This window comes from Sulfurospirillum diekertiae, assembly GCF_011769985.2.
Lineage (GTDB): Bacteria > Campylobacterota > Campylobacteria > Campylobacterales > Sulfurospirillaceae > Sulfurospirillum > Sulfurospirillum diekertiae.
In genome coordinates this window covers 1-20,097 of record NZ_CP039734.2, presented here as the reverse complement: position 1 = coordinate 20,097, position 20,097 = coordinate 1, and the positions used below count along the sequence as shown (strand labels likewise).

Genomic DNA, 20,097 nt, shown 5'->3' with positions numbered 1-20,097 from the left:
CGTTTGACATATGGTGTAAGAGAAACATTGAAAACACCTGCATTATCAATTAGAAATTATCCATTTTCTGATTTAACTTATTATGGGAAACTTTATCCAAATTTTGGTTATGTGATAATGGATTTTACAACTAATGAATTTGATAATAGAAAGTATGAATTTAATCTCAAAGACAATAAAACAAACAAATTCAATGGATATGGCTTTGCTACAATGAAACAAGGTGGTACTAATGCTGGTGAAATGTCAAATGGAGCATTAATAAGAAGAGTACAGTTACCACAAAGCTATTTTAATAAAGCTGATGCTGTCTTTGAAGAAATTAAGAAAGAAGCAAATCTTGCTTTAGAAGCTCAAAATAAAGCATTAATCATTAAAGAAAAATATAAAAAGAAAATCTGCAAAGATAGTGTAAAAGTTGATTTTATGGATAATAATGAATATAAAGCAATATGCCATGAAGATGAAAAAATTGCTCAATTAAAAATCAAAATTGATGCAAAATTAGCTCAAATTAATCAAGCAAAAGAAGTAAAAAGAAAACAAATGGGACAAGAAAGAGCTATTAAAGCGCAAGAAGCCCAAGCCCAAGCAGCTCAAAGACAAGCCCAAGCAGCAGAACAAGCAAATTTTAATCAAGCAATGCAAAACTTGAATAATGATCTACAAATGCAACAACTCAATAATAATTTGATGATGTACAACACCATGCCAAAAAGATATGATGTTTATTTACACTAAAAATTCATGATAATGGAGAATTAACAAATGATAGAAGTAGAGTTGGATATAGAGACTGTCAATGATTGTATAAGTGCTGGTATAGCAGTAAATATCCTTGTCAAAGAAAATGGCAATGAAAAAAAGATTAATGTTCTTATAAGCAAAGAATTTTTAGAAGAGCTAAGAAGTGATGAAGCTGCAAGGTTAAGTAACTTCTCTCAAGATGACAATAGAGATGCTTTGATTAAAGCTCAAGAAAACATGAGTTTAAAAGATATATTGCATAATAATATGGCATGTATTGAAGCAACTATTGCAGAAAAACTTCAACAAGTGTCAAACAATCAATTGAATTTGGCAAAATATCATCTTACTCTTGATAAAACTGATATTGATATTTTTAGAAGGTTAACTCCCCGCTAAACACAATAATTATATATAAAACAAAATTAGTGGGGAGGTGGAGTTAATCTCTTCACTTGTACAAAAGGCCTAGGAAAGTATACTTTATCCTAGGCAAAAATTATCTTTTAGTATAATATAACCCCAAATAGTTCTTAATACACATTTTTCTCTTTTAAATCATAGTTTTAGAACAAAAAATAACAAAGTATTTAATTATTCAAAAGGACTAAAATGAGTATTTATAAATTTAATTTATATGATAAAACAGTTGTAGCAGGGAAAGGCATTTATGAGATACAGAATACAAATCCATTGGAAGGATTCAATGGACATACAAAATTCTATGAACCATTATACTTAAATGATTGTATGAAAATAACCAATGACCAATATGAAAAATTACAATCTATGAGTCAAGAAGAAGTTTTAAAAAAAATTTCAGATGAGTACCCAGAACTTCACATTTAATACAATACTATCAACCAAAGTGTCCAACTTTTGTCCAACTTTTTTATGTTATAATTCAAGAAAAAAAGGAATAAAATGCTTTTAGAATCCCTAAAAATAGGGATTTGTGGATATAGTAAGGAATGGCAAATTTTCCCTTCCTCTCTGCCATTACCTACTTTTTACTGCATCTCATTTCTAAGTTTTCCATATTTATCGCATGCGATTGAGAGATTTTGTTCACAGGCACGTTTGTAAAGTTCGAGTGCTTTATCCAAATTTTTGGTTACTCCTTCACCATTGCGGTACATCACACCCAAATTATAACAGCTCTTTTCGTAGCCTTCATCACAGGTTTTTTGGAACAATGAAAGAGCTTTACTGTAATCTTTTTGGACACCTTGCCCTTTGTAGTACATCAGTGCAACGCTGTAACAGCCTCTCGTATGACCACTTTCGCACGATTTATAAAAAAGGGTAAACGCTTTGATGGCATCTTTGGCGACACCTTCTCCTGTGTCATACATAATGCCAAGATTGTAACAACCATCTGAAAAACCGCCATCACATGACTTTGTAAAGAGTGAAACAGCTTTTGCATCATCTTTGTAAACGCCAAGCCCTGAGTCGTACATATTGCCAAGGTTATAACACGCTTCGGCATTATCTGCATCACAACCACTTTGAAAAAATGTAACTGCACTATCGTAGTCGCTCTTCTCGTATGCGTTTAATCCATTCATGAGATCATCTGCATACGAAAGAGATGTACAAAGTGCTAAAAAAGATAAAAGGTGTAAAAATTTTTTCATGGTAACCCCTTATTTGTATTTTCCTTTATAGGTGATTTCATCAAACAGTAACTCTTCCATCAGCTCAGGGAACGATCGCATTGTTAAAAAAATGGCCATATTTTTCGCAATAAACATTGGGTTATTGGCATTCGTAATAGCTTGAATGAGGGATTCTTGATCGGCTTTGCTATAATGGTGAATAGAATACATAAAGTCTTTGATATGTTCTTTAGCAACAAGGTCGTTTGAGCGTTTTTGGTACTCTGATTGTAGGGTTTCTAAATTCCAAACAGTTTGGGAGAAAATATCGCGCATGCTTTGACTGGCAAGAAACTCCTCAAACACCAGTTTCATATCAAAATCAATAATAAGGCTTGGTTTAGAATCACCGATAAAATAGATATTATCGCGTTTAATCTCACCACCGTAAATATTTTTCTCTTTATACGCATGGTCAATAAAAACTGCTCTTTTACCAAGGCGCTTCGTCACAGCCTCACTGCTTTTCAACAGTTTCCATGAAAGTGCTTGATAAGCCTTTGGATCTTTGGTCGTTTTTAAAATAGTTTCTTTGATTGCATCTTGATAGATTTTTTCAACGCTATTTTCACCTATCACTTGATTGTTATCGTTCTCTTTTGTGTCACCGCATCCGCTAAGGAAGCATAAAACGATTAAACATGTCATGATATCTTTTAGCATCAGCTGACTCCTTTAAGCTCGTCTTTTCTTCATTGTATAACGGCTTAACTTAAAGCATTAAAAACCAAAAAAGTTAGATCTTCAAATCTTTACATGTAAAGGGAGCAGAAGAACCTGCTCCTTCGTTTCAAGCGTGCTTTTGCGCCTCTAATTGGTTTTTAATCAATGGCTTAATCCCACCACTTTCCAAGATGTGTAACACATATTCAGATAGAGGTTCTGCGGTTGCAATCAAGCCTTTTTCAGAGCGAATCGTGCCACTTTGTAGATCAATACTCAAAGCATCATTCATGTGGATGAGTTTTGAGATATTCGGACAAACCAAAAGAGGAACACCAAGATTAATCGCATTGCGGTAAAAAATGCGCGCAAAAGACTCTGCGATGATCGCACCCACACCCACCGCTTTAAGGGTAATGGCGGCATGTTCACGACTACTGCCACAGCCAAAATTGGTACCCGCAACGATAAAATCGCCTTTTTTCACTTTTTTGGTAAAGTCAGGGTCAGCTCCAAACATCGCGTATTTAGCGACATCTTCCACATCGGTGAACTCCACAAAACGTCCCGGATAAATCTGATCCGTATCGACATTTTTTCCAAAAACGAAGGCATTGCCACTCAATAATTTTTGCATCTTTTATCCTTTACATGTAAAGCGTAGGATCGACGATTTCGCCCATCAAAGCCGCTGCAGCAACGGCTGCGGGTGAACCTAGAAAAATCTCCGCTTTCGTATCGCCCATGCGTCCTGGGAAATTGCGATTGGTGGTTGTGATGCAGGTCTCACCTGAGGCGATCATCCCCTCATGCGTTCCTAAACATGCCGCACACCCAGGTGTGACAAAGGTCGCTCCCGCTTCAATCAATGTTTTCACATACCCTTTTTCCATCGCTTCGAGTAACACGCCTTTGGAGGCAGGAACGATGACAAAACGTGTACGCGGCGCCACTTTTTTACCTTGAAGAATATGCGCGGCAATGCCGATGTCATCCGCCCTGCCACCCGTACATGAGCCCAAATAGGCTTGATCGATGTGGCGACCGATAAACTGGCTCAGATCATAGACATTATCGACACTCGAAGGTGCGGCAAGTTGAGGTTTGAGCTCACGTACATCAAAGCTTACTTCATCGGCATATTTAAAATCAGCGTCGGTATGGTAAATCTCATACGGGCGCGTGACTCTCTCTTTTAAAAATGCCATCGTAACCGCATCGGGCTGTATGTAGCTGGCTTTGGCGCCCATCTCCGTACTCATATTGCACAGTGCCATACGCTCTGAGATGCTCAGATGCTCCAACATAGAGCCACCAAATTCAACTGCTTTATACACGGCATAATCTGCTCCAAGTGCGCCAATCGCGTGCAAGATAGCATCTTTAGCATAGACACCTTTGGGTAATTTCCCCTCAAAATTGATCTTAATAATTTCAGGTACCCTAAACCACAGTTTTCCTGTCGCTAAAATAATCGCCAAATCGGTCGCTCCCACGCCCGTCCCAAACGCTCCAAACGCACCATGTGTCGTCGTGTGAGAGTCCGTAATAACCACAATTTCTCCCGGATACGCCAAACCTTTGTCCGCTAAAACTTGGTGACACACCCCTTGGTCAATATCCATGAGAAGATCTATGCCTTGATCCCAACAAAACTCCCGAAACTGCTTCTGATTTGCAGCCTGAGTAATCGTGGAAGCAGGGGCATAATGGTCTAAAAACATAATCACCCGACTGGGATCATACACCTTTGTACCACCCATCTCAAAAAAAGAGCGAAGCGTTTGCAGGTAAAGATCGTTGATACCTGCCATATCAACTTCACAGTTGATAATCTCACCTGTTTTAACACTCGCTTTGCCTGCTTTTTTGGCTAATAACTTTTCAATCGCATGCATTCTTTATCCTTTCTTTTTTTCTTTACATGTAAAGGTGAGCGCGTCTTTTTTCTCCAATTTTACTGTTGCATCCAAACAAAAGCAACGCTTTACTTTAATCACTCTTCAAACCTTTACATGTAAAGAAAACTTGTAACATCTTCAAACACTTTGATACCAGTAAAATTAACCACTTTCTTGAAAAGATAGCCTTGTCATGCTATACTAAATAAAACAGTCTATTAAAGAGCATCCTATGATCAATCTTAAAAAAATACAAATGTTACCCGCGCGTGAACAGGTAGCCTCCATACTACGCTCTTCAATCCTTTCTGGTGGTATTAGCAAAGGTCAGTCTATCACGCTGGATAGCGTTGGTGAACAAGTCGGAATGTCTCGTACACCCGTGCGCGAAGCGTTTCAAATCCTTGCGAATGAAGGACTTTTAGAGCTTCGTCAGAACCGTTGCGCCATCGTAAAAGGCATCTCCGAAGAAGCTATTAAAGACCACTACGAGATGCGCATCTTGCTTGAAACAGAAGCACTTCGTAGAGCATGTGAACACATGAATGACGAAACACTCAAAGCGATCCAAAATGTCAACAAACAAGGTCAACGTGCCGAACAAGCGGGCGATACAGAAGCCTACAACCTCGCAAATCAGGCATTTCATATGACCATCTGGGAAGCCGCTGACAGTGAAAAACTCAAATCGTTTCTCTCTCTACTCTGGAATGGTCTCTCCATGAACCGCTTGGTAACGGCGCAAGAGTATGCGGGTATTTCACTCGCAGACCATAACAAAATTGTTGAGCAACTAACGGCAAAAGATTATGCTGGAGCTTGCGAAACGATGCGTCAACATATCATCTACAGCATGAACAGCACTCTTTCTAATTTTAAATAACAAAAAGGCGCTCTATACGCGCCTTACTTTTTCTAACTCTTTGCAATCATCGAAACAATATGCTTTGAAGTCTTCGCAAGTGCTTCGTCTTTTCGCTCATGAAATGTTACTTTATTGGCTTCAAAAAGGTTATTTCCCTCCGCATCAATCGAAATAATCAACGGTCCAAACTCTTTGACTTTGAGGATCCAAAACGCTTCAGGCATTCCAAATTCTGGCCACTCTTTGCCTTCTATTTTTTCTACTTGTTCCGCAGCCACCACACCACAACCTCCTGGGAATACTGCATGAACCGCTGTGCTCTCTTTGCATCCTTCCGCCGTTTTTGCTCCCATACCGCCTTTTCCAATGACAAGTTTCACACCCGTTTTGGCTAAAAACTCTTTTTCGTAACGCTCCATGCGCATACTGGTGGTTGGCCCAATGGAAACCATCTCCCAGCCACCTTCAACATCTTTGACAATCGGACCTGCATGAAAAATAGCAATGCGATCCATCGGAAGTTTGGGCATGATCCCCTCAGCAATAATGCGTCTATGCCCTTCATCTCTACACGTAACAAGCGTTCCACTTAAATAAACAATGTCACCGACTTTGAGTGATTTGATGGCTTCATCTGAAATGGGGGTTGTTAAAATTTTTTTCATAATGTAGCTCCTTTGTGCGAAACAATTTCATAGTTCATGTGTTCATCAAAACGAATCACGCCATGGCGATTTGCCCAACAGCCTATGGTTACACCAACACCAAGAACGGAAGGATGATGTGCCATACCTTCAATATGAACAGCCATGACGCTGTTTTTGCCCGAAATGCCTTGAGGTCCTAGCCCTATGTCATTGAGCCCTTTTTCAATCGTCCTTTCCATTTCTGCCGCTTTAGGATGAGGATTATGTGTACCGACAGGGCGGAGCATCGCTTTTTTAGAAAGTAGTGCCGATGAATTAGAACAGGTTCCAATGCCGATGCCTACAATGAGGGGAGGACACGCATTAATACCCCAGTTAACAACGGTATCAAAAACAAATTGCATCGCCCCTTCATAACCCGCAAGTGGAGGTAAAACAATGGAACGACCAGGGAGGGAACATCCACCACCCGCTTGATAAACTTCTATCTCAACATTGGTACTGTCATCAACGATATCCCACGTAATGTAAGGAACATCCGTACCAACATTGGTTCCTGTGTTGACTTCATCGAAAACTTCAACGGCATTGAGTCTGAGCGGGGCACTTTTAGTCGCAAGAATCGTAGCCTCTTTTAAGATCTCACGTAATTGTCCCAAATAGGGAAATTTAGCACCTGTTCTGACAAAATATTGAATGACTCCCGTATCTTGACAGGTCGGGCGACTGAGCTTTTTCGCTTTATCCATATTTTCAAACATCACATCATAAATGGCTTTGGCCAAAGGTTGTTCTTCCTGAACTCTGAGTTCCTTAAGCTTTGCCATCACATCATCAGGGAGCTCTTTGGAAACTAAATCCACAAACTTTCCTAACGTTTGAGTCATCATCTCTTTTTGATCGAGTACAAACATCGTTATATCCTTTACATGTAAATCATATTTAGAGAAAAATCAAAGCACCGACTAAAAGTACCGCCATGAAAATAGTTGCAAAAATAGCGCCTAATGCCCACCATTTTCCTTGTGAAATATAACCAGCGCCATACCAAATAGGCGAAGGTCCTGTACCATAAGGGGTGATAATTCCCATCAAACCAATCGTACTGGTGAGTAAAATCATAAAAGTCATCAACTGATCAGGAGCAATCAGTTTTGACGCAATCACAATAAAAATAGGCAATAATGCTGTCGTGTGCGCCGTTAAACTGGCAAAAAAGTAGTGCAAAAGAAAGAAGAGCACTATCATTGAGATCATCAACATTGTGGGGCTTAGTCCTGAGAGATAAACTTCAGTCCCTTTGCCCATCCATGCCAAAATACCGACATCTTTAAGCCCCTGAGGCCAATGCCACGAGTGTTGCAAACCAGACTAAAATATTCCATGCAGGCTTATTACCAATGACATCATCCCAAGAGACAACATTCGTTAAGACCATCATCACGGTGATAGAAATCGCGGCTATTGTTGCATCAACATTGAGCTCTTTACCAAAGATCCAAAGGATGAGCGCTAAAAATGCGAATGATCCCATCAAAATTTCTTTTAACGAAATATCGCCCATCTTTTTTAACTCATCTTTTGCCCATGCAGGCGCTTCAGGAGACTGTTTTTGAGTAGGTGGATAAATCCAATAAACCAAAAGTGGCGTTACAAGGAAAAGTGGCAAACATAAGAGGTACCATGATTTTTGCCCACGCACCCCATGTTATGAAAATATTTGCACCTTTTGCGATGAGATCAATGGCAAGAAGATTGGGGGCAAGTGCCGTTAGAAACATGGAGCTTGTCACACAGGTTGCGCTCATCGCTATCCATGTGATGTATGCACCCATTTTACGAGGTTCATGCTCAGGTGTTGAATTGAAAATAATGGGGATGTTAATCGCAATAGGGAAAATGGTTCCTCCTCCTCGCGCCGTATTCGAAGGCATAAAGGGTGCTAACACAAGGTCGGCAAACGCCACCGCATAGCCAAGACCGAGTGAACTTTTACCCATGTAGCGAATCATAATAAGCGATATTCTTTTTCCTAAACCCGTTTTTTGGTAACCCATTGCAAACATAAATGCGGCGAAAATCAACCAAATTGTCGAATTGGAAAACCCTGAAAGTGCCCATTTGACATTATCTGCGGGTGTTTTGCCCGCAAGTCCTATTAAAGCCATTAGTGAAACACCTATTAGTCCTACCAATGCGGCAGGAACAGGCTCAATAACAAGTCCAACAATCACAGCTAAAAAGATTGCCATATAATGCCACGCTTGAATAGTAAGCCCTGAGGGAATAGGAGAAAACCAAACGATCAGTAAAACCAAGACAGGAACTAGTATCGAAATGATCCGTTTCGACATTGCAAAACCTCCATATGATAAATTTTTAACATTAATCAAAGACTTTATTATCTAAAAATAGAAAATAAATCATTGTGGGCAACCTTAATTGTTCAATGTCTGGCACTTACCGTTAGCAAAAAAAGTTTGTTCCAACATATGTGATACTTTATCACATATCATTTATTACAAGATTGTAGATAGAGTCCGCTTAAAAAACTATTAATGTATGGTGATCAAAAGGATTATAATATTAACCGTTTCAAAATATTCTCTTATCTATTAACATAAAATTTAAACTTTTACCCTATAATTTCTATAAAACTATCTACACGAAAGAAAAAAACGCATGTCTAAAGCCCTTACAGAGCGCCAAATCGTCTTAGTCCTTGCGTCTTTATCGGCAATTACTCCTTTGGCGATTGATATGTATTTACCTTCATTCCCAGCCATTGCAACAGACCTTCACACAAGTATCCCCAATGTTGAATTTAGCCTTAGCCTCTACTTTTTTGGTATGGCAATGGGACAGCTTTTGGGTGGGCCCATTTCCGACGCTTATGGCAGACGCCCTATGGTTATGATAGGATTGATTGTTTTTGGAATGAGCAGTTTATTGCTCTCCATTACCAATCAAATCGAAATTTTTTGGATTCTTCGAGCTCTTCAATCTTTTGGAGGAGGTGTTGCCACTGTCAATGTCTCTGCCACCGTACGTGACATGTTTAATGGGAAAGAGAGTGCACGTATTTTTTCATTAATTGCGATGGTAATGCTCATGGCGCCACTGTTAGCACCAACGCTTGGCGCATTGGTTCTTAAATTTTTTGAGTGGGAAGCCATTTTTTTAATTCTTGGATTTTACACCCTTTTTGCCCTAATTTTTTATCTATTTCGCTTTCCTGCCACAAAACAAATACGCACTAAAATTACCCCCATTCAAAACTATAAAACCGTTTTAAGCCACAAACTTGCAATGGTTTTCATTGTTTCACAAATACTTTGTACCTCTGGTATGTATACCTTTATTACCTCTTCCTCATTCGTTTACATGGAGCATTTTCATGTCAGCGCAAGCCGATTTTCACTTTTTTTCGGTATTAATGTTTTAATGATGATGATCTTTGGAAGGCTTAATGTTTGGGTTGTGAAGCGAAAAGACCCCTTACAACTCTTACGTTTTGGAGTTATCGTACAAGCCATTGTCGGTATTATGTTATTCGTATTACGTGACGCAGGCCTCTTTGTTATTTTTCCCTTAGTAGGACTCTATGTTGGTATTTTAGGGTTTGTTTTCGGAAATTCTGTTTCATTAACATTGGAATTTTTTCCTAGTATTAGTGCCTCAGCCAATGCCATTATTGGTGTTTTACAGTACAGCGTGGGAGCACTCATGGGCTTTATTGCAAGCTCGTTACACGATGGTACACTCTTGCCTATCATGGGCGTTATGATGGTGGTCAGTTTGTGTGGTGCGACACTTTTACTTTGGGGTAGCAGGGGTTACATTCCCCATCATGGCGGGTAGTTGTAAAATCTTTTTATCAACTGTTGATAGAGCCAGTGTCGCAATTTGCTCTGGCGTAAAATAATCATCAACTTTTACATGTAAATCGCATTTCACGACTTCTAACTCCAGCTTAAAATGGCTGTAGGTGTGCGTTACTTTTCCTAAAATTTCTGCATTTTCTGGGCACTCATCCACTTGAACAAATCCCCAAAGGCCATGAAGAAGTCTTTCTTTGCGTTGAATGAGCCCCAATTTGCCCTCTTTGAGTGCAACCAAGGCAAAACGTCGCTTGATAGGAACTTTCGCTTTTTTAAGGGATTGTGGATAGTTTTCAGGCGTATCTTTACCTTTACATGTAAAGTTTAGTGGACACTCTAAACAGTTTGGATTTTTGGGCGTACACACGAGTGCTCCAATGTCCATCATTGCTTGGTTATGTTCATAGGGATGCTTTACATGTAAAAGTTTCCACGCCTTTTCCCAAAGCACTTTTTCATCTTTGACATTAAGTGCAAAATAACGACACAAAACGCGCTTCACATTGGCATCCAAGATTGGGAGTGCTTGATGATACGCAAACGAGCAAATTGCATGTGCCGTACTTTTGCCAATGCCTTTCAGCCCACCAAGTTCTTCAGGATTTTTAGGCAAAATACCGTTACATGTAAGCGCAGTATGGTGAAGATTTCGAGCACGAGTGTAGTAGCCAAGTCCTTCCCACATTTTTAAAACATCATCAAGCGGAGCCTCTGCCACACTTTGAAGGGTCGGAAATCGCTCCAAAAAAGGAAAATAAAAACGTTCCAATACTGTCTTGACTTGGGTCTGTTGCAGCATAATTTCACTGAGATAAATTTTGTAGGCATCAGTGGTTTGGCGCCAGGGAAGATCATGACGACCATTTTTTTGATACCACGCGTAAATTGCCTCTTTTACACTCAAGCTAAGCACCAATTAATCGGCTTTTTGCCGTTACATGTAAGATATTCATTGCTTTTTGAAAAGGGCTTCGAACCAAAAAATCCACGGTATGAGGAAAGAGGAGAAGGGTGAGGAGCACGTAAAATCAGGTGTTTATTACCATCAATGAGGCTCGCTTTTGCACCTGCTGGACTTCCCCAAAGAATAAATACCAAATGTTCTTTTTCAGTGCTTAACGTCTTAATCACAGCATCTGTAAAGTTTTCCCAACCCTGTCCTCGGTGTGAATTAGCTTCGCTAGCACGTACGGTTAAAACGGTGTTGAGTAAAAAGACACCTTGCTTTGCCCACGCAGTTAAATTACCATTTTTAGGAATGGTACAACCCAAATCATCTTTAAGCTCTTTAAAAATATTTTGAAGGGATGGCGGATGCTGGATGCCGTCTTGTACGGAGAAAGAGAGCCCGTGTGCCTGACTCGCTCCATGATAAGGATCTTGTCCTAAAATGACCACTTCAACGCTTTCAAAGGGTGTGTTATCAAATGCTGCAAAGATGTTTGCACCACTAGGATAAACAGTATAGTGTTTTTTTTCTTCCACTAAAAAGCTTTTTAAAGCTTCAAAATAGGGCTTTTGAAACTCTTCACGTAAAACATTTTTCCAACTCTCTTCAATTTTTGGGTCTACCATGACTATCCTCTGTATATTTTAAGAATTTTTGGGTAAAATACGCTTCGCCTTCTTCTAGACCTGTGCAATGTCTTTTAAGAGTAACGCTTCAGGGTGGGAACACAGCAGAGCGCTTTTTTTAGGTGTGTGCCGCAGTCATCTGGGAGAGGGTTTTTTTATACCTTTTTTCTAAACTCCCAAATACGTTTCAATTTCCAATGCTAATTCATAAAAATCAACATTTCCTATTTTTCCTTTTTCTTTCAATTTACCGCGAATATGCTCTTTGCCTTGTATCAGTTCTTTGGATCTAACACCATGCGAAATAGAAAGTGTCGCTTCAATAAATGCAGCTAAATTATCGCAATTTTTAAGTGCTTTTCCATCAATGGCATTGTATTTTTCCTCATTGTAGGCTGAAACATCTTCAACCATTTTGATTTCATGCTCATTGATGCGGTTCATAAATTCATCTTTTTGATTGTCCCCGTAAAGTCCAAGAAGGTATTTAAACTCTTTAGTGAGCCCCTCTGGAAGGTAAGGCAATATCTCTTCTTCAATCATCTTAATTTCAAACTCACTGATAATATCATCCAATCCACTGACAGAATATTTAACGGGAGAGATGATGTCACGGGTGAGCGCTTCAGGAAAATCATGAAAAAGAGCACAAAAGAAGTTATTGACCAGACGCCCATCACACGCTTTGGCAGAGAGGGAGTAAAAATAGCCCAAAATGGCAACAATCAGCATATGCCCCAATACAGAAGTTTCAGGAATACGAGGCGTTTGTGCCCAACGTTTTTGAAAACGAAGTCGTCCGCTTAAATCAACAATTTTAGAGATTTTTTTATTCATTGCCATTTTACGAACACTTATAAGTTCATAATAATCTTCGATTTCCTCTTCAACTGCCTCTTTCACACGGTCAATATTGTTTAAAAATTGGCTGGTTTGATAGACAATGGAAAATTCCCAACGCGTTGCCATATACGAAGCGGCTTTAAGGATAAAACGCTCTTTTTTATACATGGAACTATCATTTAGATAGGTTTTAAAACGCTCGTAAAAAGCACCCTCTTCAATATCGCTGAGTGAGTCATAGAGCTGTTCTAAAACCCAAGTATTGATCTCTTTCTCTTTTTTTTGAAGTGCTTTGCGAAAAACATCGGGGCGAATATCGGTGACAACCACGCGACGCAAAAATTCAAAAATGCCCGCTTCAATTAAAGAGCGCATATTAATGCTCTCTTTGGGTTCCATTTTTGCAATCAAATAAGCTATGATAAATTTATGCGCTTGTTTATCAAGTTCCACGAGTTCAACCATGCGTGGATAATCATTCCAACGCTGAATCGATGCAGCCCCAAAAAACTGCTCAATGAGTTTTGGACTTAACATGAACTCTCATTTCGTACTTGTTTTGAATCGATTTCAATGACCGTATGAACATTACCTCTAGGATTAAAATCAGCAACAACTTTGAGCCATTTTGGCTTGAGTTTACGGTCTAGTAAATCATAAATTTCATTAGCACTATTTTCATGGCTAATGTTTCGGTTCATAAAACTGTTAATGTAAAGCTTGATTGCTTTGAGCTCAACAACAAGTTCATCAGGAGTATAGTCAATGTAAATGGTTGCAAAATCGGGATAACCACTGCGTGGGCACAAACAACAAAACTCTGGCAATGTAAGCTTAATCACATAATTTTTTTTATGTTGATTAGGCCAAATTTCTAAGTCTTTTTCAACATCAAATTCTTTAATAATTTGTTCACCGTATTTCATAAAATGTCTCCTATTATTTGTTCTAAATTTTTAGGCTTTGAAATACAAAACCCTTGTATATAATCAGGTTTTATCTCTTTCATCTTTTGAAAATATGCCTCTTTATCGACAAATTTTACCATACTTTGTATATGAAGTGTTTGGATGAGTTCTACATAATGTAAAAGAAGTTGTTGGTATTTGGAATCATCTATTTTTTTAGTAAATTCAATGTCAAACTTCACTAAATCAATGGGTAAATGTTTAAGATACTCAAAACTACAGTTATTACCCCCAAAATTACCTAGGGCTATTTTAAACCCGACTTCTTGATAACTCTCTATAATTTCTCTAAACCGGTGCATATTTTCATAACTCTTTTTTTCTGTAAATTCAAGAATAAAGCGATTTGGTGCAATATTCTTTTTTTCAAAAAGTGTTATAAGATAGTGCTTAAAACTGAGATTTCGTAGTGTTACAGGTGAAATTTCAACACTCAAAAGAACTTCTTTTTCCAGTAAAGGTAAAATTTCCTCCACTAGAAGTTCAAAAACTTTTTCATCAAATATTTTTTCATACCCTGTGTGGTTAACAATACGCTGAATCTGTTGTTTGGAAAGCAATCCATAGGTTTGAGATTCCATACGAGTTAAGACTTCTACTATTTCGATTTTTTCAGTTTCAAGGCTTAAAGAGGGTTGATATTTAAAAAAAAGTTGATGGTATTTAATTGCTTCATCTATAATCATTTGAAATTGATTGAGCTTGATATTTGGCATTATTTCTTCACTCTTTTTTTGTTCTTCTATGAGCATTAAAAGATGTTCTATGATATTTTTTGTATCACTGTCATAGGCAGCACTTAAAAGTGAAAAATCAACTTTTATTTCGATATTCGAAATTCCTACATTTTGAACACTCTTCGTAAAAATAGTTAAAAGATGACGAAGTTCTTTACTTGGATTTTTAATGTAAAACAAAAAACTATCATTGCTATAGCGCCCAATGGAAACATTTTTAAAATGATGTTCTCGTAAAAAAAACTCTAATTTTTGTATAAAATGAAAGAGCAGAATATCTCCATTATGGATACCATAACGCTCATTAATATCACTAAAATTATTTACATGTAAAAAGATGATTGTCGTATTCTCTCGATCTTTTATGTTTTCGATTTTAGTCATTATTTCCATTCTGGTAAATGTTTTAGTCGTAGGATCAATCAACGTTGTTTGAAATCCATGATAAATCAAATAGACCGTATAATAAACATAAATGGGAATTAGCAAAATAAGAAGAATAAAATTGACTGAAGTATAAGGAAAAAGTTGAAATGCGTGAAAAAAAATGCCGATGAGAAGAAGAAAAGGAAAAGCGATTTTAAGAGCTGTAATAAATCGATTTTCTCTCTCCTTAATCTCAGAATAGAGCATTAAACGTCCAAGTGTTTTACATCTTTGGCATGATCTTGAATGTACTGTCGGCGAGGTTCAACTTCATCACCCATAAAGAGGGTAAAGGTGTCACTGGCTGCTTCTGCATCTTCAACCTTAACTTGTAAAAGGCGTCTGTTTTCAGGATTCATGGTTGTTTCCCAAAGTTGTTCAGGATTCATTTCACCAAGACCTTTGTAGCGTTGGATATAAGCACCTTTTTTAGCACTTTTTTCAATTTCATCTAACACTTCAACAGGATCTTTACCGTCAAACACATCAAAGTCACGTTCTTGTATTTTTGTGTAAATGTAACGTGCTTCTTCATAAAGAGGATTGGTATAGAACGTTTCATCTAAAAGAAGTTCTTCTAAACCATCTTTGGTTTGAATAAAGAGATGAATTCCTTCATCATTGATGTAATGATTTAAAATATTGTAACCAAGGTTTGTAATAAATTTTTGAATTTCAACAAATAATCCTTCCGTAGGAAGTACAATCAAATCTGGATTTTCAATCAAATAACGAATTACTTCGATCATAGCAAAACGTTTTTCAAGCTCTTTTAAAATACCTCGATATGCAGAGATAATTTTAAAGTAATCCACTAAATCAGGAGTTCCAACACCTTCAATCGCAATACTATCCATACCTGATTCAATTAAAAAGGCATTCATTTCATGATCATCTTTGAGATAAATCTCTTTTTTACCTTTTTTATAACGGTAAAGTGGTGGTTGAGCTAAATAGACATAACCATTATCCACAATAGGGCGCAAAAAGCGGAAAAGGAATGTTAAAAGAAGGGTTTGAATATGGCTACCATCGACATCCGCATCGGTCATAATGATAAGCTTGTGATAACGAAGTTTCTCTTCATTAAATTCATCGCCAATACCGCATCCTAAGGCTGTAATCATATTTTTAATTTCATCGGATTTTAAAATTTTGTCTAAACGGCTTTTTTCAACGTTAAGAATTTTACCTTTAAGTGGCAAAATGGCTTGAAAAACTCTATCACGTCCTTGTTTAGCTGAACCACCCGCACTATCGCCCTCTACAAGATAAAGTTCACAAATACTTGGATCTTTACTTTGACAATCTGCCAATTTTCCAGGAAGTGTGCCAATGCTCATAGCATCTTTTCTTCGTGTTAGATCACGTGCGTTTTTAGCCGCTTCACGACCACGTGCCGCTGCAAGCGCTTTGTTCATAATCGCTTTGGCTTCAATAGGGTTTTCTTCAAAATATTTAACCAGTTGTTCATAGACCAATTTTTGAACAATAGGTTTAACGTAAGAACTACCCAATTTTCCTTTGGTTTGACCCTCAAATTGAGGTTCAGGTACTTTAACACTGACAATAGCAATCAAACCCTCGCGAACATCATCACCCGTTATTTTGGCATCTTTTTCACGTGCTCCTGCATTTAAAGAGATATAGTTGGTAATAGCACGTGTCAGTCCTGCTCTAAAACCGCTCTCATGGGTTCCACCATCAATGGTTTTAATGTTATTAACAAAAGAGTAGAAAATTTCACTGTAGGTTGAGTTATACATCATCGCAACATCAACTTCAACATCATCAATGCTAGCAGTATAATGAACAGCTTCTGCTACTTTTTCTTTTTTATTGAGATCCATTACAAACTGTTTAATACCACCTTCAAAGTGGTACACTTCAGCACGTCCATCTCTTTGATCTTTAAGTTCAATTCGAATTTTTGGGTTAAGATAAGCAAGCTCTCGGAAACGTGTTGCCAAAATTTCAAATTGAAATTCTGTTGTTTCAAAAATAGTACCATCAGGCCAAAACTCAATCATTGTACCCGTACGATTGGTTGTTTTAACCACACCTAATGGTGTTTGAGGAATACCACATGCAAATTCTTGACGATGCTCATTTCCTTCACGTTTAATCGTAGCGATAAGTTTAGATGAGAGAGCATTTACAACCGAAACACCAACACCGTGCAAACCTCCACTCACTTTATAGGTATCTTTATCAAACTTTCCACCTGCATGAAGTACGGTTAAAACAACCGTCGCCGCTGACATATTTTCACCCTCATGCCAACCAACGGGAATACCACGACCATTATCAATAACGATACATGAACCTTCACGTGTAAGTTCCACTTTAATCAGATCACAATAGCCTGCCATTGCTTCATCAATAGAGTTATCAACCACTTCATAAATAAGGTGATGAAGACCATTAATGTTGGTATCACCAATATACATACCTGGACGCTTTCGTACTGCTTCAAGGCCTTTTAAAACTTTAATATTGTCTGCACCGTAAGTACTCATATTTTCTCCACTTCCTATTTTTAATTCTTTGATACGCTTTTAAAGCAAAGCTCTAAAAGCTACGCTAGCGCTGAGTTTACAAAAGCGTAAGCTCACGCACTGTGTGCTTAATTTTTTAAATCATAATTGGCATAACAATGGTCGTAAAATTATCACTTTCTAAAGTGAATGGAAGGCCACTATCATTGAAACCTAGGGTAAAGTTACTATTTTCGATATTAGATAAAAAATCTAAAATATAACGACTGTTAACTGCAAGGTAAATATCACTCTCAAGTCCTGTTTTAAAATCAATTTCTGTTTTTGCTTCAATGTTATCATCATTTAAACTTTCAAAGACAATTTTATCAGGTTTAAAAGTGATTTTAATTTCAGGGGAAATAATAGAAATTTGTTTAATAGATTCCACCATAGATTCACGGTTAAGTAAAATTCGATAGTTTTTATTTTTTGGAATAATGCGTTGATAATCAGGAAATTTTCCGTTGATGAGTTTTGTAAAAAATGTAAAATGGGCTGAACTTGCAATGAGTGTATTTTCATCATAAAAAATTTCAATATTATCAAAAAAAAGTTTTTGAATTTCACCGATAGCTTTTTTAGGAATAATCAATGAAAAATCATGTTCTGTTGGTTGTTCGATTTTCATAATGGCAAGACGTTTCGTATCGGTTGCAACTAAACTGATGCTATTGTCTTTAATATCAATTAATGATCCGTTGAGCTCAAATTTAGGATTATTACTATCAATAGCAGGAGCTATCTTTTTGATAGAGCGAACAAGGGTATTGCTATTGATGTCAAATTTAGGTTTAGAATCAATTTCAGGGAAAGGAGGAAAATCACTAGGGCTTAGCATTGGAAGTTTAAATTTGGAGCTATTCTGTTTGATGTAGAGGTAATCATTGATTGTTTCTAAAATAACTTCGTCATCTTTTAAACCTTTGATGATATCCAAAAGTTTTTTACCATTAGCGGTTGCATTACCTGCAACACTAATTTTTATTTCAGGAGTATGGTAACTAAGACCGATTTCATAATCAGTTGCTTTTAGTGTAAATTGAGTTTCTTCAGCTATAAGTAAAACATGTGATGTGATTTGACTTAAATCTTTTTTTTCTAAATAGGGTTGTATGTTAAGTAGCATGTTTTCTAAAATACTTTTTTTGATCGAAACTTTCATAGACTCTCCTTTTATTATTTAATTTAAAATAGCTGAAGTAGTAGATTGGGATGAATTTGTGAAAACATCCACATTATACCTCAAACTAGGGACTATTTGCGTGAAAGATTTGGTGTGAGTTTTTCACATCTCGTCACGTTTACCATCAAAACTTTTTATATCTGCTTTGTTAAAATCTTATTTTTAAGATCTTCAACTTTGAGTTTGAAGGACTCATTCGTTTCAATCAGTTCATTAATCTTTTTAATATTGTGTGAAACCGCTGTATGATCTTTCATTCCAAAATAGGTTGCTAAAGATGGCATTGAGTTTGGTGTGAGTGTCCGTGCCAAATAGATACCAATACGTCTAGCTTCTACAATGTTTTTACTACGTTTGGTTGATTTAATTTCGCTAGGCTTAATATTGAGATCTTTTGCAATAATTTGAATAATATCTTCAAGGCTAATATTTTCACGACGTTCTTTAATCTGTTCGCGCATAACATTTTTTGCAAAATCAAGGGTAATTTCTTGACGCATCAGTGATGCATAGGCATTGAGGTTAATAATAGCACTTTCAATTTCACGAATATTATCGCCCATGTTGGCTGCAATGTAATTGACAATATCACTGTTAAGATTAATACCATCTAGTTCACACTTCTTTTTGATAATGGCAATTTTGGTTTCTAATTCTGGTAAGCCAATATCGGCAATCAAACCCCATTCAAAACGGCTTTTTAAACGATCTTCTAAGCCATTAATCATTTTAGGTGGTTTATCAGACGTTAAGACAATCTGCTTACCCGCAGAATGGAGTTCATTAAAGGTGTGAAAAAACTCTTCTTGTGTTTGAATTTTGTTGGATAAAAATTGGGTATCATCAATAAGTAAAACATCGCAATTACGGTATTTTTCACGAAATCTGTCCATGGATTGGTTTCGAAGATTGTAGGTAAAGTCATTCATGAACTGTTCAATCGTAGCGTAAATGACAATTTTACCTTTTGCTTGAGCATAATTACCAATAGCATGAATAAGGTGTGTTTTACCAAGTCCTGTAGGTCCATAAATAAAAACAGGATTGTACATCACACCTGGTTTTTCAGCAATGGATTTAGCAGCCGTATAAGCATATTGGTTTGAACTTCCTACCACAAAGCTATCAAAGGTGTAGGATGGATTTAAAATGGTGTTTTTAGTATTTTTAATGGCATCGATTATTTCGATAGGGGTTGTTTTTACTTTCGTTGTTTTAAGATGTTCTTTAAGAACAATTTTGATTTCAGGCTTTTTACCTGTTTTGAGTTCAAAGAGATGGGCAATTTTATCGGCATATTTGGTTCTAACCCAATTAGCAATCAAAATATTAGGGGCAAGAAAGACCATTTGATCCGAATTAGAGGCCTTTTCATGGAATTTTAGTTGTTTAATATAGCGATCATATTCTAAAGAAGCGATTTCTCCTTTTAAAAGTTCTATGACGGTATCTGCTAACAA

General features: G+C 37.2%; 22 protein-coding genes and 1 other RNA gene. 6 read left to right on the top strand and 17 right to left on the bottom strand.

Features of this window, described 5'->3' with window-relative positions:
- Positions 1 to 27: 27 nt before the first annotated feature.
- The 3 genes from FA584_RS00105 (at position 28) to FA584_RS00095 (ending at position 1,596) form a co-directional block, all read left to right on the top strand.
- Positions 28 to 741, top strand: coding sequence for a hypothetical protein (locus FA584_RS00105; protein ID WP_167749896.1), 714 nt, complete (start codon positions 28 to 30; stop codon positions 739 to 741).
- 27 nt (positions 742 to 768) lie between these two features.
- Positions 769 to 1,146 carry a hypothetical protein gene (locus FA584_RS00100; protein ID WP_167749895.1) on the top strand — a complete coding sequence of 126 codons (378 nt, stop codon included), beginning with the start codon at positions 769 to 771 and terminating at the stop codon, positions 1,144 to 1,146.
- A 213-nt stretch (positions 1,147 to 1,359) separates the two neighbouring features.
- On the top strand, positions 1,360 to 1,596 hold the full coding sequence (locus tag FA584_RS00095; protein ID WP_167749894.1) for a hypothetical protein: 237 nt from the start codon (positions 1,360 to 1,362) through the stop codon (positions 1,594 to 1,596).
- 161 nt (positions 1,597 to 1,757) lie between these two features.
- Here the strand turns inward: FA584_RS00095 and FA584_RS14955 are convergent, their stop codons facing one another.
- From FA584_RS14955 to FA584_RS00075, 4 genes are all read right to left on the bottom strand, one after another.
- Positions 1,758 to 2,387 (bottom strand): tetratricopeptide repeat protein, encoded by a 630-nt coding sequence (locus tag FA584_RS14955; protein ID WP_167749893.1) that lies wholly within the window; start codon positions 2,385 to 2,387, stop codon positions 1,758 to 1,760.
- Positions 2,388 to 2,396: 9 nt separating this feature from the next.
- Positions 2,397 to 3,071, bottom strand: a complete 675-nt coding sequence (locus FA584_RS00085) for a hypothetical protein (protein ID WP_167749892.1) — start codon at positions 3,069 to 3,071, stop codon at positions 2,397 to 2,399.
- Positions 3,072 to 3,198: 127 nt separating this feature from the next.
- A complete protein-coding gene (locus FA584_RS00080) occupies positions 3,199 to 3,708 on the bottom strand; it encodes a 3-isopropylmalate dehydratase small subunit (protein WP_167749891.1) in 510 nt (169 codons plus the stop codon).
- Positions 3,709 to 3,718: 10 nt separating this feature from the next.
- Positions 3,719 to 4,969 (bottom strand): 3-isopropylmalate dehydratase large subunit, encoded by a 1,251-nt coding sequence (locus tag FA584_RS00075; protein WP_167749890.1) that lies wholly within the window; start codon positions 4,967 to 4,969, stop codon positions 3,719 to 3,721.
- A 235-nt stretch (positions 4,970 to 5,204) separates the two neighbouring features.
- Between FA584_RS00075 and FA584_RS00070 the strand changes: the two genes are divergently transcribed.
- A complete protein-coding gene (locus tag FA584_RS00070) occupies positions 5,205 to 5,855 on the top strand; it encodes a GntR family transcriptional regulator (protein ID WP_096045414.1) in 651 nt (216 codons plus the stop codon).
- 32 nt (positions 5,856 to 5,887) lie between these two features.
- On the opposite strand, the gene ttdB is transcribed toward FA584_RS00070, so the two are convergent.
- From ttdB to FA584_RS14635, 5 genes are read right to left on the bottom strand one after another with little or no spacing between them, the layout of a single operon-like run.
- The gene (ttdB, locus tag FA584_RS00065) at positions 5,888 to 6,505 is read right to left on the bottom strand and encodes a L(+)-tartrate dehydratase subunit beta (RefSeq protein WP_210394423.1); all 618 of its coding nucleotides are present in this window, start codon (positions 6,503 to 6,505) and stop codon (positions 5,888 to 5,890) included.
- Complete coding sequence (gene ttdA / locus FA584_RS00060; RefSeq protein WP_167749889.1) at positions 6,499 to 7,398, bottom strand: L(+)-tartrate dehydratase subunit alpha; 900 nt, start codon at positions 7,396 to 7,398, stop codon at positions 6,499 to 6,501. The genes ttdB and ttdA overlap by 7 nt, the downstream gene beginning before the upstream one ends.
- 28 nt (positions 7,399 to 7,426) lie before the next feature.
- The gene (locus FA584_RS14645; protein WP_256431206.1) at positions 7,427 to 7,849 is read right to left on the bottom strand and encodes an anion permease; all 423 of its coding nucleotides are present in this window, start codon (positions 7,847 to 7,849) and stop codon (positions 7,427 to 7,429) included.
- A complete protein-coding gene (locus FA584_RS14640) occupies positions 7,815 to 8,186 on the bottom strand; it encodes an anion permease (protein WP_256431205.1) in 372 nt (123 codons plus the stop codon). The genes FA584_RS14645 and FA584_RS14640 overlap by 35 nt, the downstream gene beginning before the upstream one ends.
- Positions 8,083 to 8,838, bottom strand: a complete 756-nt coding sequence (locus FA584_RS14635) for a DASS family sodium-coupled anion symporter (RefSeq protein WP_256431204.1) — start codon at positions 8,836 to 8,838, stop codon at positions 8,083 to 8,085. The genes FA584_RS14640 and FA584_RS14635 overlap by 104 nt, the downstream gene beginning before the upstream one ends.
- 328 nt (positions 8,839 to 9,166) lie before the next feature.
- On the opposite strand from FA584_RS14635, the gene FA584_RS00050 reads away from it, so the two are divergent.
- On the top strand, positions 9,167 to 10,345 hold the full coding sequence (locus tag FA584_RS00050) for a multidrug effflux MFS transporter (RefSeq protein ID WP_167749888.1): 1,179 nt from the start codon (positions 9,167 to 9,169) through the stop codon (positions 10,343 to 10,345).
- Here FA584_RS00050 and mutY read toward each other — a convergent pair.
- Both mutY and FA584_RS00040 read right to left on the bottom strand, forming a co-directional pair.
- Positions 10,301 to 11,278: an A/G-specific adenine glycosylase gene (mutY, locus tag FA584_RS00045; RefSeq protein WP_228448035.1), complete on the bottom strand. Its 978-nt coding sequence runs from the start codon at positions 11,276 to 11,278 to the stop codon at positions 10,301 to 10,303. The genes FA584_RS00050 and mutY overlap by 45 nt on opposite strands.
- A complete protein-coding gene (locus FA584_RS00040) occupies positions 11,266 to 11,940 on the bottom strand; it encodes a uracil-DNA glycosylase (RefSeq protein WP_167749886.1) in 675 nt (224 codons plus the stop codon). The genes mutY and FA584_RS00040 overlap by 13 nt, the downstream gene beginning before the upstream one ends.
- Before the next feature lie 51 nt (positions 11,941 to 11,991).
- Between FA584_RS00040 and ffs the strand changes: the two genes are divergently transcribed.
- An RNA gene (ffs, locus tag FA584_RS00035) (signal recognition particle sRNA small type) lies at positions 11,992 to 12,089 on the top strand.
- Positions 12,090 to 12,108: 19 nt separating this feature from the next.
- Here the strand turns inward: ffs and FA584_RS00030 are convergent.
- The 6 genes from FA584_RS00030 to dnaA form a co-directional block, all read right to left on the bottom strand.
- On the bottom strand, positions 12,109 to 13,320 hold the full coding sequence (locus FA584_RS00030) for an HD domain-containing protein (protein ID WP_096045408.1): 1,212 nt from the start codon (positions 13,318 to 13,320) through the stop codon (positions 12,109 to 12,111).
- Positions 13,314 to 13,709, bottom strand: coding sequence for a preQ(1) synthase (gene queF, locus FA584_RS00025; RefSeq protein ID WP_096045407.1), 396 nt, complete (start codon positions 13,707 to 13,709; stop codon positions 13,314 to 13,316). The genes FA584_RS00030 and queF overlap by 7 nt, the downstream gene beginning before the upstream one ends.
- A complete protein-coding gene (locus FA584_RS00020) occupies positions 13,706 to 15,121 on the bottom strand; it encodes a bifunctional diguanylate cyclase/phosphodiesterase (RefSeq protein WP_167749885.1) in 1,416 nt (471 codons plus the stop codon). Before FA584_RS00020 ends, queF begins: the two co-directional genes overlap by 4 nt.
- Positions 15,121 to 17,433: a DNA topoisomerase (ATP-hydrolyzing) subunit B gene (gene gyrB, locus FA584_RS00015; RefSeq protein ID WP_096045405.1), complete on the bottom strand. Its 2,313-nt coding sequence runs from the start codon at positions 17,431 to 17,433 to the stop codon at positions 15,121 to 15,123. The genes FA584_RS00020 and gyrB overlap by 1 nt, the downstream gene beginning before the upstream one ends.
- 115 nt (positions 17,434 to 17,548) lie before the next feature.
- Entirely contained in the window at positions 17,549 to 18,616 is a 1,068-nt protein-coding gene (dnaN, locus tag FA584_RS00010) for a DNA polymerase III subunit beta (protein WP_167749884.1), read from the bottom strand.
- Between the two features lie 155 nt (positions 18,617 to 18,771).
- The gene (gene dnaA / locus FA584_RS00005; RefSeq protein WP_167749883.1) at positions 18,772 to 20,097 is read right to left on the bottom strand and encodes a chromosomal replication initiator protein DnaA; all 1,326 of its coding nucleotides are present in this window, start codon (positions 20,095 to 20,097) and stop codon (positions 18,772 to 18,774) included.